The organism is Devosia sp. LjRoot16 (assembly GCF_964252795.1).
Lineage (GTDB): Bacteria > Pseudomonadota > Alphaproteobacteria > Rhizobiales > Devosiaceae > Devosia_A.
The window spans coordinates 165,849-179,127 of sequence record NZ_CAXUPH020000006.1; the positions used below are offsets into that span (position 1 = coordinate 165,849).

General features: G+C 65.1%; 10 protein-coding genes. 8 read left to right on the forward strand and 2 right to left on the reverse strand.

Translation table 11 applies throughout. The features are described from left to right. Positions 1–86: 86 nt before the first annotated feature. Positions 87–1,241 (reverse strand): Gfo/Idh/MocA family protein, encoded by a 1,155-nt coding sequence (locus ACSQ23_RS24940; RefSeq protein WP_436092240.1) that lies wholly within the window; start codon positions 1,239–1,241, stop codon positions 87–89. 198 nt (positions 1,242–1,439) lie between these two features. Between ACSQ23_RS24940 and ACSQ23_RS24945 the strand changes: the two genes are divergently transcribed. The 8 genes from ACSQ23_RS24945 to ACSQ23_RS24980 all read left to right on the forward strand — a co-directional run bounded on the left by ACSQ23_RS24945 (position 1,440) and on the right by ACSQ23_RS24980 (position 9,425). Then, on the forward strand, positions 1,440–2,120 hold the full coding sequence (locus ACSQ23_RS24945) for a TetR/AcrR family transcriptional regulator (RefSeq protein WP_056001474.1): 681 nt from the start codon (positions 1,440–1,442) through the stop codon (positions 2,118–2,120). A 224-nt stretch (positions 2,121–2,344) separates the two neighbouring features. Then, positions 2,345–3,622 (forward strand): ABC transporter substrate-binding protein, encoded by a 1,278-nt coding sequence (locus ACSQ23_RS24950; RefSeq protein WP_436092241.1) that lies wholly within the window; start codon positions 2,345–2,347, stop codon positions 3,620–3,622. 4 nt (positions 3,623–3,626) lie between these two features. Next, positions 3,627–4,574 carry a carbohydrate ABC transporter permease gene (locus ACSQ23_RS24955; protein ID WP_436092242.1) on the forward strand — a complete coding sequence of 316 codons (948 nt, stop codon included), beginning with the start codon at positions 3,627–3,629 and terminating at the stop codon, positions 4,572–4,574. A gap of 108 nt (positions 4,575–4,682) precedes the next feature. Further along, the gene (locus tag ACSQ23_RS24960; protein WP_156384736.1) at positions 4,683–5,513 is read left to right on the forward strand and encodes a carbohydrate ABC transporter permease; all 831 of its coding nucleotides are present in this window, start codon (positions 4,683–4,685) and stop codon (positions 5,511–5,513) included. 175 nt (positions 5,514–5,688) lie between these two features. Further along, the gene (locus ACSQ23_RS24965) at positions 5,689–6,099 is read left to right on the forward strand and encodes an endonuclease domain-containing protein (protein ID WP_436092243.1); all 411 of its coding nucleotides are present in this window, start codon (positions 5,689–5,691) and stop codon (positions 6,097–6,099) included. 8 nt (positions 6,100–6,107) lie between these two features. Continuing rightward, complete coding sequence (locus ACSQ23_RS24970; RefSeq protein WP_436092244.1) at positions 6,108–7,127, forward strand: Gfo/Idh/MocA family protein; 1,020 nt, start codon at positions 6,108–6,110, stop codon at positions 7,125–7,127. Continuing rightward, a complete protein-coding gene (locus tag ACSQ23_RS24975) occupies positions 7,124–8,203 on the forward strand; it encodes a Gfo/Idh/MocA family protein (protein WP_436092245.1) in 1,080 nt (359 codons plus the stop codon). The genes ACSQ23_RS24970 and ACSQ23_RS24975 overlap by 4 nt, the downstream gene beginning before the upstream one ends. A 148-nt stretch (positions 8,204–8,351) precedes the next feature. Beyond that, positions 8,352–9,425, forward strand: coding sequence for an ABC transporter ATP-binding protein (locus ACSQ23_RS24980; protein WP_055881176.1), 1,074 nt, complete (start codon positions 8,352–8,354; stop codon positions 9,423–9,425). 195 nt (positions 9,426–9,620) lie between these two features. On the opposite strand, the gene putA is transcribed toward ACSQ23_RS24980, so the two are convergent. Further along, positions 9,621–13,172 carry a bifunctional proline dehydrogenase/L-glutamate gamma-semialdehyde dehydrogenase PutA gene (putA, locus tag ACSQ23_RS24985; RefSeq protein ID WP_436092246.1) on the reverse strand — a complete coding sequence of 1,184 codons (3,552 nt, stop codon included), beginning with the start codon at positions 13,170–13,172 and terminating at the stop codon, positions 9,621–9,623. Positions 13,173–13,279 lie beyond the last annotated feature (107 nt).

Below are 13,279 nucleotides of genomic sequence, written 5' to 3' on the forward strand. Positions count from 1 at the left end.
CCCGCGATAATGCCAAATCCACCGGGCGGCACCTCCCCCCTTGTGGGGGAGGATGGGAGGGGGGAGTCTCTCTCAGTCAGCATCCCTCAAATCCCCAGCGCTGGCACATCCAGCCAGCGCCGTTCTTTCCAGCTTTGCAGCCCGAGCATGGCCAGCTGCACGCCCTTGGCGCCAGCCTCGAGGCCATAGGGCCAGGGGGCGTCTTCGGCGACGTGCTTCAGGAACATTTCCCACTGCGCCTTGAAACCGTTCTGCGCCGGCCAGTTGTCGGGCACCTCCTCCCAGTTCTGGAAAAAATCGATGGTCTGCGGCTGGTCGGGGTTCCACACCGGCTTGGGCGTATTCACCCGGTGCTGGCTGAAACATTTGTGGAGGCCCGCCACCGCCGAGCCGTGCGTGCCGTCGACCTGGAAAGTGACGAGGTCGTCGCGGCGCACCCGCACGTCCCAGCTCGAATTGATATGGGCGACGACGCCGCCCTTGAGCTGGAACGTCGCATAGGCCGCATCGTCCGCATCGGCTTCATAGGTGTTGCCGCGCTCATCCACCCGGGACGGAATATGCGTGGCGCCGAGGCAGCTTACCGCCTCGACTTCGCCGAACAGGTTATCCAGCACATAGCGCCAGTGGCACAGCATATCGAGGATGATGCCGCCGCCATCGGCCTTGCGATAGTTCCAGCTCGGGCGCTGCGCCGGCTGGCCCCAATCGCCTTCGAACACCCAATAGCCGAACTCGCCGCGCACCGAGAGGATCCGGCCGAAGAACCCGGCGTCCTTCAGCATCTTGAGCTTCAGCAGCCCGGGCAGGAACAGCTTGTCCTGCACCACGCCATGCTTGACGCCCGAGGCCTTCGCCTTCTTTGCCAGCGCAACGGCGGATTCGAGGTCGTCGGAAACCGGCTTTTCGCAATAGACATGCTTGCCGGCGTCGATCGCCCGGCTCAACAGCTCCGCCCGCATCTGTGTGGTGCCGGCATCGAAGAACACTTCGTCCTCGGTGTCGGAAAGCACCTCGTCGAGATCGGTCGACCAGCGCTTGATGTGGTGCTTTTCGGCGAGCCGCTGGATCTTCTCGCGATCGCGGCCGACGATGATCGGGTCGACCACCAGCCGGTCGCCGTTCGACAGCACCACCCCGCCCTGCTCGCGGATAGCGAGGATCGAGCGCACCAGGTGCTGGTTATACCCCATACGGCCCGTCACGCCGTGCATGATCAGTCCCAGCCGACGCTCGGCCATCCCTCGCTCCTCCTGCTTGCCGCAATTCGCTATGTTTGTAACTGCTTGGTTACTTAGATACACGTCGCTAGGATGGACCGTCAAGAGCGGGCGTCGGAGCTTGAACGAAAGCATGATTTTCGTCTCGGCCCAACGCGGCTGATGAACCGTCCTGTTACACTGGACAGCACAACCGCAACGGCGCGGGGAGTAGGATCGATGGCGAGCGAGGTGGCAGCGGTGAAGGTTCGGCGGCGCGCCGCCACGCCGGCACCGGTGCGTCCGCGCGATGCCGAAAAGACCAAGGCCTCGATCCTCAAGGCGGCGCGCGACGAGTTCTGCGAAGAGGGCTTCAACGGCGCCCGGGTCGATGCCATTGCCGACCGCGCCAAGGCCAATAAGCGGCTGCTCTACCACTATTTCGGGAATAAAGAGGCTCTGTATCAGGCCGTTCTGCTCGACGCCTACCAGGAAATCCGCCGCGGCGAGCGCGAGCTGCGCATCAGCCAGTATGATCCGGTAGAAGCTATCGACCGGGTTATCCGGTTTACATTCCGGCACTTCCTCGCCAACCCGTGGTTCCCGCGGCTGCTCTCTGTGGAAAACCTGCAGAACGCCAAATTCGTCAAGCAAATCAAGAATCTCGACGAGATCCGCTCGCCCATCGTCGGCGAGCTGCAGGAGATCGTGAAGCGGGGCCATGCCGAGGGCACGTTCCGCACCGATGTGGACCCGATGCAGCTCTACATCTCGATTATCTCGCTGTGCTATTTCTACGTCTCGAACATGCAGACGCTGTCGGTGGTTTTCGGCAAGGACCTCAGCCAGTTCGCGCTGATCCAGGACCGTGAAGCGCAGGCTGTGCAGATGGTCGTCGACTACCTCCGCACCCGCCGCTGAATCGCTGCAAGCGCCTGCAACGCTGCCCTTCGCCGCCGGCCAGGCCCGGCGCCGAGCCTTGCCTGGACGCGATTCTGCCTGGGGCTCGGTGCGAAACGGCACCTGCTTGACAGGCCGCACGTCCCGGCCCATGGTTGTAACCAATTAGTTATTTAGCGCCACCAAGAGCGCAACAAAGGATCGGGCCGGCGTCGCCGCCCCGGAGGACTAAACGGGAGGAATCCATGACCATGAAGCTAGACCGCCGTCAGTTTCTGCTCGGCACGACGGCGCTTGCCGCCGCAGCCGGCATTTCGCCTGCCTTTGCGCAGGAAGCCCTGCGCCTGATCTTCTGGGGCGGCCAGGCCCGCGCCGACCGCACCTACGGCGTAACCGATCTCTACGCCAAGGCCGGAGGCCCGGCGATCGAAGGCGAGTTCCTCGCCTGGAACGATTACTGGCCCAAGCTCGCCACCCAGACCGCTGGCGGCAATGCGCCCGACATCATCCAGATGGATTACCGCTACATCGTCGAATACGCCAAGCGGAACGCCATCGCCCCGCTCGACGGCTTCGTCGGCGGCGCGCTGAACCTGGGCGATTTCGACCAGGACCAGCTCGATGGCGGCAAGGTCGATGGCAAGCTCTATGGCATCAGCCTGGGCGCCAATTCGGTGGCGCTGATGATCAACACCGTCGATTTCGAGAAGGCCGGTCTCGATGTGCCCGGCCCGACCACCACCTATGCCGATCTGACCACGATCAGCGAAGCCTTCAAGTCCAAGGGCGTCGGCAAAGCCGTCATCGCCGACGGTTCGGTGTCCGAGCCGATGTACGAGAACTGGCTGCGCCAGCGCGGCAAGGCGCTCTACACCGCCGATGGCAAGGTGGCCTTCGACGAAGCCGACGCCACCGAGTGGTATAAGCTCTGGGCGGACCTGCGCACCGCCGGCGTCTGCGTCAGCCCCGACGACCAGGCGCTCGATACCGGGCCGCTCGAGACCACCATGCTGACGCTCAACAAGGCGTCGGTGATCCCGTCCAACTCCAACCAGCTGGTGGCCTTCCAGGCGATCATCAAGGACAAGATCACCATCTCGAACTTCCCGCGCACCGCCGCCGACGCCCCTGGCGGTCACTATCGCAAGCCCTCGATGTTCTTCTCGATCGGCGGCTCGTCGGCCCAGCAGGAAGCGGCGGCGAAGTTCATCAGCTTCTTCGTCAACGACCCTACCGCCAGCAATGTGCTTGGCGTCGAGCGCGGCATCCCCTGCTCGAAGGCCGTGCGCGAGGCGCTCGCCCCGACGCTCGACGAACAGAGCCAGGTGGCGCTCAACTTCGTCGCCAATCTCGGCCCGCTGCTCGGCGCCCTGCCCCCGTCCCCGCCGGCCGCTGCCGGCGAGATCGACGCTTCGCTGTTCCGTATTCTCGGGCAGGAAGTGGGCTTCGGCGCCAAGAGCCCGGAACAGGCCGGTCCCGAGCTCGTCAAGGGCGCGACCGACATCCTGAACCGCGCGGCCTGACGTCATGACCGCGCCCGCCGTGGAGGCCGGAGTCCCCCATGCCGGGGGTGCGGTGTACCAATCGTGGTGGTCGAGGGCGTGGCAGAACCACGCCCCCGGCTACCTCTTCCTGATCCCCTGGCTGATCGGCTTTCTCGGCCTGACCATCGGGCCGATCATCACCTCGCTCTACCTGAGCTTTACCGATTTCGACCTGCTGACCGCCCCCGAATGGGTGGGCGCCAGCAACTACATCCGCATGTTCACTGCGGATCCGAAATTCATCGCCTCGATGCAGGTGACGCTGACCTTCGTCATCTTCTCGGTGCCGCTGAAACTCGCCTTCGCGCTCGGTGTGGCGCTGCTGCTCAACCGCGGCATGCGCGGCCTGCCGCTCTACCGCGCCCTGTTCTACCTGCCCAGCCTGCTCGGCGCTTCCGTCGCCATCGCCATCCTGTGGCGCCAGCTGTTTGCCGGCGACGGGCTGGTCAACGACTTCCTCTCGATGTTCGGCATCCAGGGCCCGAGCTGGATTTCCAACCCGCGCTATTCGCTGTGGACGCTGATTATCCTGTCGATCTGGCAGTTCGGCTCGCCAATGATCATCTTCCTCGCCGGTCTCAGGCAGATCCCGCAGGATATGTACGAGGCCGCTAGCCTCGACGGCGCCAGCCGCTGGCGCCAGTTCTGGAAGATCACCCTGCCGTTGTTGACCCCGGTGGTGTTCTTCAACGCCATCATCCAGACCATCGAGGCCTTCAAGAGCTTCACCCCGGCCTTCATCATCTCGGCCGGCACCGGCAATCCGATCAACTCGACGCTGTTCTACACGCTCTACCTCTACCAGGAGGCATTCGGCTTCTTCCGCATGGGCTATGCCTCGGCGCTGGCCTGGTTCCTGCTGCTGCTGGTCGCCTGCTTCACCGCCTTCTCGTTCCTCACCAGCAAATACTGGGTGCACTATGATGATTGAGGCACCCGTGTCGCTCGTCGACCGTTCGGCCGAGGGAGGCACCCGATGACCGTTACCGCCCCCGCCCCGCGCCTCACCGTCGTCACCGAGGCCTCGCCGGCCAAGCTGATGCGCAAGCGCATCCTCAGCGTGCTCGCCCATGTGGCGCTGATCGGCGCCTCGATCCTGATGCTCTATCCGCTGCTGTGGATGCTCTCGGCGAGCTTCCGGCCGGAGAACGAGATCTTTGGCGGCACGCTGATCCCCAGCGTCTGGAGCCTCGACAGCTATTTCCGCGGCTGGGACGGGCTGCGCGTCAGCTTCGGCACCTTCTTCTGGAACTCGCTGGTGATCTCGGTCACCTCGGTGGTGGGCAACCTCATCGCCTGCTCGATGGCGGCATTCGCCTTTGCGCGGCTGCGCTTCAAGGGTCGCAACTTCTGGTTCGCCATGATGCTGATGACGCTGATGCTGCCCGGCCAGGTGACCCTGATCCCGCAATATGTGCTGTTCCGCGAGCTGGGCTGGGTCGACACCATCCTGCCGCTGGTGGTGCCGAAATTCCTCGCGGTCGACGCCTTCTTCGTCTTCCTGATGGTGCAGTTCTTCCGCGGCATCCCGAGGGAACTCGACGAAGCCGCGATGATGGACGGCTGCTCGGCCTGGCGCATCTACTGGAAGATCATGCTGCCGCTGTCGATGCCGGTGCTGGCGACCGCCGCCATCTTCACCTTCATCTGGACCTGGGACGATTTCTTCGCCCCGCTGATCTACCTCAACGAGATGAAGCAATACACCGTGATGCTCGGGCTCAGGACCTTCACCGACTCCACCGGCGAAAGCGACTTCGGCGGCCTCTTCGCCATGAGCGTATTGTCCCTGGTGCCGATCTTCCTGTTCTTCCTGTTCTTCCAGCGTCTGCTGATCGAGGGGATTGCGACGACGGGGATGAAGCGGTGAGGGCCCGCTCGCCCGCCTCGACACCGCGCCTGTGGCCCCACCCCACCCTTGATCCCTCCCCATCAAGGGGAGGGAGACCCGACTGCTGCTTCGGTTCCATCGTCTCCCTCCCCCTTGTGGGGAGGGTAGCGCAGCTAGGGCCAACGGCCCGTAGCGAAGCTGGGTGGGGGCGGCCATGAGCATCGAACGTTCAAGGGAACTCCGTAAGCGTATGCCGCCGGCCGAGGCGAGGCTCTGGAACTACCTCCGTTCGCTGAAGGAGCAGGGCTTCCGCTTCCGCCGCCAGGTGCAACTGGGTCCATACTATGTTGACTTTGCCTGCCACCACCCCAAACTGGTGATCGAGGTCGATGGAGAAACCCACTTCACCCCTGAGGCCATCGCTTACGACAATAGGCGCTCGGAGCTGATCCGCCGGGAGGGCTATCGCATCGCCCGGTACTCGAACCTTGATATCCGCGACAACCTCGAAGGTGTCGCCACCCATCTGGCTGCCGTGCTTGCGGCCCTACCCCCACCCTTGATCCCTCCCCACAAGGGGGAGGGAGACGACGGAACGGCAGCATCAGCGGCCACAGGATTCTAGGACTGACCATGCCCATCAAATTTGCCGCCATCGGCCTCAACCATTCCCACATCTACGGCCAGGTGAACTGCCTGCTGCGCGAAGGCGCCGAGCTGGTTGCTTTTCATTCCCCCGAGGACGATCTCGCGCGTGAGTTCAGCGAGAAATTCCCGCAAGCGAAGCGCGTCGCCGATCAACGCGCCATCCTCGAGGATCCGTCCATCGCGCTGGTGCTCACCGCCGCGATCCTCTCCGAGCGCGCCGCCATCTCGGTCGCCGCGATGCGGCATGGCAAGGATGTGATGAGCGACAAGCCGGGGATGACCAGCCTCGAGCAACTGGCCGAGATCAAGCGGGTGCAGGCCGAGACGGGGCGGATCTACTCGGTCTGCTATTCCGAGCATTTTGAAACCCGCTCCACCGTGAAGGCCGGCGAGCTGGTCAAGGCCGGCGCCATCGGCCAGGTGGTCAACACCGTGGGCCTCGGGCCGCATGCCATCCGCAACAACCAGCGGCCGGCCTGGTTCTTCGATCGGCAGCTTTATGGCGGCATCCTCTGCGATATCGGCAGCCACCAGTGCGAGCAGTTCCTGTTCTTTTCCGGCACCGATGCCGATGCCGAAGTGGTGTCGGCCTCGGTGAACAACCGCGGCAACCCTGGCAAACCCGGGCTGCAGGATGTCGGCGACATGCATTTGAGGACCCCCACTACCACGGGCTACGTGCGGGTCGATTGGTTCACCCCGGCCGGGCTTCCGACCTGGGGCGACGGGCGGCTCACCATCCTCGGCACCGAGGGCTATATCGAGCTCAGGAAGTATATCGACATCGCCGGGCGGCCGGGGACCGACCACCTGTTCCTTGTCGATAAGCACGGCACCCAGCATATCGATTGCTCGGGTCAGGACCTGCCCTATGGGCGGCAGCTGATCGCGGACATCCTCAACCGCACCGAGACGGCAATGCCGCAGGTGCGCGCCTTCAAGGCGATGGAACTGGCGCTGACGGCGCAGAAACTGGCTGAAGTCGGGACGGTTTGGCAGCAATGAGCAGGGTTTACACAGTCGCTGTAGTCGGCGGCGGCATCGGCAAGAGCCACATCGTCGAGGGCTACGAGACCAACAAGGACCGCTTCAAGGTCATCGCCATCTGCGATCTCGACCCGACGCGGCGCAACGCGCTGGCCGACGAGTTCGGCATCGAGCGGCGGGTCGAAAATTTCGACGACCTCCTGGCGATGGACGATCTCGACATAATCGATGTCTGCACCCCGCCCATGGTGCATTACCCGATGGTGGTGGCGGCGCTGAAAGCCGGCAAGCACGTGGTGTGCGAGAAGCCGCTGGTCGGCTCGCTCGCCGAGGTCGATGAGATCATCGAGCTCGAGAAGGTGAGCCGCGGCAAGCTGATGCCGGTGTTCCAGTATCGCTACGGCAACGGCATCGAGCAGGTCAAACGCATCATCGAGGCAGGGATCGCCGGCAAGCCTTATGTCGGCACCGTCGAGACGCTGTGGCGGCGCGGGCCGGATTATTACACCGTGCCCTGGCGCGGCAAATGGAAGACCGAGCTCGGCGGCGTGCTGATGACCCACGCCATCCACCCGCACGATATCTTCACCTACCTGATGGGCGAGCCCAAAAGCCTGTTCGGCCGGGTGGCGACGCGGGTGAATGCGATCGAGGTGGAAGATTGCATCTCGGCTTCGCTGGAGATGGAGAGTGGCGCGCTCGCCAGCTTCACCGCGACGCTCGGCTCGGCCGACGAAATCAGCCGCATCCGGCTGGCCTTCGAGCACGTCACCTTCGAGAGCGACCACGAAGCCTACAACCCCGGAAAACTCCCCTGGAAGATCCTGCCGCGCAACGACGCGACCAAGGTGAAGATCGAGGCGCTGCTCGCCGACTGGCAGGATGTGCCGTCGCGGTTCCAGACCCAGATGCGCCGCTTCTGGGATGCGCTGGAGGGGCTGGGGCCGATGCCGGTGACGTCAAAGGACTCGCGCCGGGCGCTGGAAATCGTCACGGCATTCTACCATTCGTCCGAAACGCACGAGGAGGTAAGCTTCCCCGTGACCGCAGGCCACCCGAAATATCGCAGCTGGCTGCCGGAGGGGTTTCGATGAGGAGTTGCCGCCCCACCCACGGAGTCATTCCCGCGCAAGCGGGAACCTCCGTTTCGGAGTGCGCCGCGAGCACCGCAAACAGAGTTTCCCGCTTTCGCGGGAATGACCCGGTGGGCAACTGCACTGCCCCTGTGGAGGAGAGCATCTGATGTCGACAAGCGTTGTCCTGCAGCAGGTCGAGAAGCGTTATGGCGATGTGGAGGTGATCCACGGCATCGATCTCAACATCGATCCGGGTGAGTTCACTGTGTTTGTCGGCCCCTCGGGCTGCGGCAAATCCACCCTATTGCGGATGATTGCCGGGCTCGAGCCGATCTCGGGCGGGAGCCTCCTGATCGACGGCGAGCGCATGAACGAGGTGCCGGCAGCCAGGCGCGGCATCGCCATGGTGTTCCAGAGCTACGCGCTCTACCCGCATATGAACGTCTACCAGAACCTCGCCTTCGGACTGGAAACGGCGCGGGTGCCGAGGCCCGAGATCCAGCAGCGGGTGCAGAAGGCAGCTGATATCCTGCGCATCGAGCCGCTGCTCAAACGCAAACCCAAGCAACTCTCAGGCGGCCAGCGCCAGCGCGTCGCCATCGGCCGGGCCATCGTGCGCGAGCCCCGCATCTTCCTGTTCGACGAGCCGCTGAGTAACCTCGATGCGGAGCTGCGCGTGCAGATGCGGGTGGAGATCGCCAAGCTCCACAACGACCTCGGCAACACCATGATCTATGTCACCCACGACCAGGTCGAGGCGATGACCATGGCCGACAAGATCGTCGTGCTGCAGGCCGGCATCATCGAGCAGGTCGGCGCGCCGCTCGAACTCTACAATCATCCGCGCAACCGCTTCGTCGCCGGCTTCATCGGCTCGCCCAAGATGAACTTCCTCGAGGCCAAGGTGGAAAGCGCCGATGGCGCGGGCGCCAAGCTCCGCGCCGGCGGCAGCGAGATCGTCGTCAACCGCCAGGTCGGCGCCGGTGATGCGGTGACCTTCGGGGTGCGCCCCGAACACATCGGCATCAATGAAGGTTCGGGTGTCGAACTGGCCAAGGTCAAGGTCGACCTGGTCGAGCAACTGGGCGGCCAGACCATGGTCTACACCACAACCGCCGATGGCCAGGCGATGACCATCGCGGTAGACGGACAGCGGCAGGTGGAACTGGGCTCGATGCTCACGGCCTATGTTGATCCGGCGCGCTACCACGTGTTCGCGCGGGATGGGCGGGCGATTTAGGGGCGGCTGAGCCTGAGGCCCACCCCACCCAGCTGCGCTAAGCCCGCTGCGCGGGCAAGCTACGCTGCCCTCCCCATCAAGGGGAGGGAGACCCGACTGAGGGCTTCGGTTCTATCGTCTCCCTCCCCCTTGTGGGGAGGGTAGCGCAGCTAGGCAAAGCCGTAGCGAAGCTGGGTGGGGGTGGGCCCCACGCTCCTACTGCCCCGCCAGCAACTCCGCATTCCCGCCGCTCGCCGTCGTATCGATGCACACATGCCGCTCGGTGATCAGTCGCTCGGCGTCGCTCGGCCGGGTGACCAGCGGAATGATCATCCCCTCGCGGCGCGATAGTGCCTGCCGCCACGGCCGCAAATCCGCGTCGGTGCCAAAATGCATGATGGCGTCGACATTTAACCCCGCCTCGATCGCCGCCGGCGACAGCTTCTTGTCCAGCCCGCCGATCGGCTCGCCATTGGCGCCGAGCGCTTCGGCGATGCGGCTGGCGCCGGGGGCGACGACCAGCACGCCATTGCCCTGCTCGAGCGCCAGCGTCGCCTGCTGCAGCGCGCTCTGCGTGTCGGGCCCAAGGCACAGCACCACGCCGCGCGGCCAGGTGTAGAGCGTGTTGGATTCGCCGGTCGGGCCGGGCAACAGCTCCTGCGCCGGCTCGATCCCCACCCGCTCGATGCCGATCTTCACCTGGTCGACCGCCGCGATGGCAAAGCCGATCGAGAGGCCGGAGAGCGGGTTGACCCCGGTGGAGGGTTCGAACGCCTCGGCCGGGCGCCAGAAGCGCTTCAGGTAATTCGGCCCGCCCGCCTTCGGGCCGGTGCCCGAGAGGCTCTCGCCGCCGAATGGTTGTGAGCCGACCACCGCGCCGATCTGGTTGCGGTTGACATAGATATTGCCGGCGCGAATGCGGTCGGAGAGCTCCTCCACTCGCCCGTCGATGCGGGTATGGAGCCCGAAGGTCAGCCCATAGCCCGAAGCATTGATGGCGTTGACCACCGCGTCGAGATCTTCGGCCCTGAAGGTCGCGACATGCAGCACCGGGCCGAAGATTTCTTCCTTCATCTCGGCAATGCCCGAGACTTTCAGCACCGTCGGCGGCACGAACGTCCCCTGCTCCGGCGCCGCCAACTGGTGCAGCACGGCGTCGCGGGCGGCGAACTCGGCGATATAGGCGTCCATCTTCGCCTTGGCCTTGCTGTCGATCACCGGGCCGATATCGACCGACAGATCCCAGGGGTCGCCGAGCTTCAGCTCGTCCATCGCGCCATAGAGCATTTCGAGCGTCCGCTCGGCCGCGTCCTCCTGCACATAGAGGATGCGCAGCGCCGAGCAGCGCTGCCCGGCCGACTGGAAGGCGGAAGCAAGGATGTCGCGCACCGCCTGCTCGGGCAAAGCGGTCGAGTCGACGATCATGGCGTTGAGCCCGCCGGTCTCGGCGATCAGCGCCGCGCCGGCGGCGAGATTGTCGGCCATCTTCACATCGATCGCTTTGGCTGTCGCCAGCGAGCCGGTAAAGCACACCCCGTCGATGCGTGGGTCGGAAGTCAGCACCGAGCCCACCACCGGACCGGAACCGGGCACCAGCTGCACCACGTCCTCGGGAATGCCGGCCTGCACCATCAGCCGCACCGCCAGCGCCGCGATCAGCGGCGTCGTCTCGGCGGGCTTCGCCAGCACCGTATTGCCGGCAACCAAAGCGGCGGCGATCTGGCCGGTGAAGATGGCGAGCGGGAAATTCCACGGCGAAATGCAGGTGAACACCCCGAGCGGCTGGCGCGGTTCGCTCGCTTCGGCCTCGGCGGCGTAATAGCGAAGGAAATCCACGGCTTCGCGCACTTCGCTCACCGCATCGTTGAGGGTCTTGCCAGCCTCGCGGGCGCAGAGCGCGAAGAACTCGGCGGCATTGTCCTCATAGAGATCGGCAACCTGCCTGAGCAGCAGGGCGCGTTCGGCCACCGGCCGCGCCGCCCAGCCGGGCGCTGCGTCCCTGGCGGTGGCAATCGCCAGTTCCAGTGTCTCCGGCCCTGCCCCGATGGCGTCGCCCACCGGCTCGCCGGTGGCGGGACTGATGATCGAAAACTGCTCGCCCTGGCTGCCGGCGACCAGTGAGGCCGGCACCGCGTGCCACCGCTTCTCGCTCGGTCGGAACCGGTCGCGATCGGCGAGCAGATAGTTCACCGCCAGCGAGTCGGTCAGGTCGTGCCCCCTGGAGTTGGCGCGGCGCGGCGCGAACAGTTCGGCGGGCGCCCGCACCTTGGCGACGGCGTGCGTCACCGCCTCGAACGGGTCCTGCACCACGGCGGCGGCCGGCACGTCGCGATCGGCGATCATGTTGACGAACGAGCCGTTGGCGCCGTTCTCGAGCAGGCGCCGCACCAGGTAAGCGAGGAGATCGGCATGCCGCCCGACCGGCGCATAAATGCGGGTGCGGGTCTTGTGCTCGTCGTGGATGATCTCGTGCAGCCGCTCGCCCATGCCATGGAGGCGCTGGAACTCGAAGGCGTCGTTGCCGACGCCGAGCCGCTGCGCCAGCTCCAGCACCGCCGCGACGCTATGGGCGTTGTGGGTGGCGAACTGCGGGTAGATGCGATGCGTCTTCGACAAGAGCCGCTTGGCGTTGGCGATGTAGCTGACATCGGTCGCCGGTTTGCGGGTGAACACCGGGAAACCGCCGAGACCCAGCACCTGGGCGCGCTTGATCTCGCTGTCCCAATAGGCGCCCTTCACCAGCCGCACCATGATGCGGCGGTCGAGCTGCTCGGCCAGCGCCTCGATCCAGTCGATGACGTGGCTGGCACGCTGGCCATAGGCCTGCACCACGATGCCGAACCCATCCCAGCCGGCAAGCCGCTCATCGGCCAGCACCGCTGATATCACGTCGAGGCTGAGGTCGAGCCGGTCGGCCTCCTCGGCATCGATGTTGAAGCCCATATTGGCGCCGCGCGCCATCATGGCGAGGGCGAGCGTGCGCTCGACCAGCTCGTCCATCACCCGCTCGCGCTTCATGAACTCGTAGCGCGGATGCAGCGCCGAGAGCTTGACCGAGACGCCCGGGTTGTCGCGCACGGAACCGGCGGTGGAACGGGTGGCAAGCACCGCAATGGCTTCGGCATAGGCGGCGCGATAGCGCTTGGCGTCGGCTTCGGTGCGGGCGGCCTCGCCCAGCATGTCGTAGGAATAGGTGAAGCCGTCCTTCTCCGCCCGGCGGGCGATGCGGGTCGCCTCCTCGATGTCGCGGCCAAGCACGAACTGGCTGCCGAGAATCTTCATCGCCTGCATCACGGCCGAGCGGATCACCGGCTCGCCGATGCGCTGCACGAAGTTCTTGATGGTGCCGGCAATCCCTGCCCCGCCCTCGCGCAGCACCGAACCGGTGAGGGTGAGCGCCAGGGTCGAGACGTTGACCAAAGCCGAATTGGCCCGGTCGAGATGCTCGGCCCAGCGCGACGGCGCGATCTTGTCCTCGATCAGGTCGTCGATGGTGCGGTTGTCGGGGACGCGCAGCAGCGCTTCGGCGAGGCACATCAGCGCGATGCCCTCATCGGTTGAGAGCGAATACTCGGCGAGGAAGGATTCCAGCATGCCGGAGGACTGCGCGGCCCGCACCTTTTCCACCAGTTGCAGCGCCCGCTGCCCGATGGCGGCGCGGTCGGCGTCGCTCAATGCCGCGTCGGTCGTGAGCCGCGCGATGGTTTCGGCCTCGTCGGCCAGAAGTGCTGCCCGAATGCGGCCGCGGAGTTCGTTGAGATCGCCCATTTATGCCCCCGTGCCGTGAACTGTGGCACGCGTCGCTGATTTGTGTGGGGAAAATGTGATGGCGGCAACAGCAATTTTAGGTGGACTAAAGTCGCAGTGAGCTTGCC

What these genes read in the sequence shown, in the direction of transcription:
- ACSQ23_RS24940 (WP_436092240.1), bottom strand. Translation starts at nt 1,241, where the DNA reads ATGGCCGAGCGTCGGCTGGGACTGATCATGCACGGCGTGACGGGCCGT.
- ACSQ23_RS24945 (WP_056001474.1), top strand. Translation starts at nt 1,440, where the DNA reads ATGGCGAGCGAGGTGGCAGCGGTGAAGGTTCGGCGGCGCGCCGCCACG.
- ACSQ23_RS24950 (WP_436092241.1), top strand. Translation starts at nt 2,345, where the DNA reads ATGACCATGAAGCTAGACCGCCGTCAGTTTCTGCTCGGCACGACGGCG.
- ACSQ23_RS24955 (WP_436092242.1), top strand. Translation starts at nt 3,627, where the DNA reads ATGACCGCGCCCGCCGTGGAGGCCGGAGTCCCCCATGCCGGGGGTGCG.
- ACSQ23_RS24960 (WP_156384736.1), top strand. Translation starts at nt 4,683, where the DNA reads ATGCGCAAGCGCATCCTCAGCGTGCTCGCCCATGTGGCGCTGATCGGC.
- ACSQ23_RS24965 (WP_436092243.1), top strand. Translation starts at nt 5,689, where the DNA reads ATGAGCATCGAACGTTCAAGGGAACTCCGTAAGCGTATGCCGCCGGCC.
- ACSQ23_RS24970 (WP_436092244.1), top strand. Translation starts at nt 6,108, where the DNA reads ATGCCCATCAAATTTGCCGCCATCGGCCTCAACCATTCCCACATCTAC.
- ACSQ23_RS24975 (WP_436092245.1), top strand. Translation starts at nt 7,124, where the DNA reads ATGAGCAGGGTTTACACAGTCGCTGTAGTCGGCGGCGGCATCGGCAAG.
- ACSQ23_RS24980 (WP_055881176.1), top strand. Translation starts at nt 8,352, where the DNA reads ATGTCGACAAGCGTTGTCCTGCAGCAGGTCGAGAAGCGTTATGGCGAT.
- putA (WP_436092246.1), bottom strand. Translation starts at nt 13,172, where the DNA reads ATGGGCGATCTCAACGAACTCCGCGGCCGCATTCGGGCAGCACTTCTG.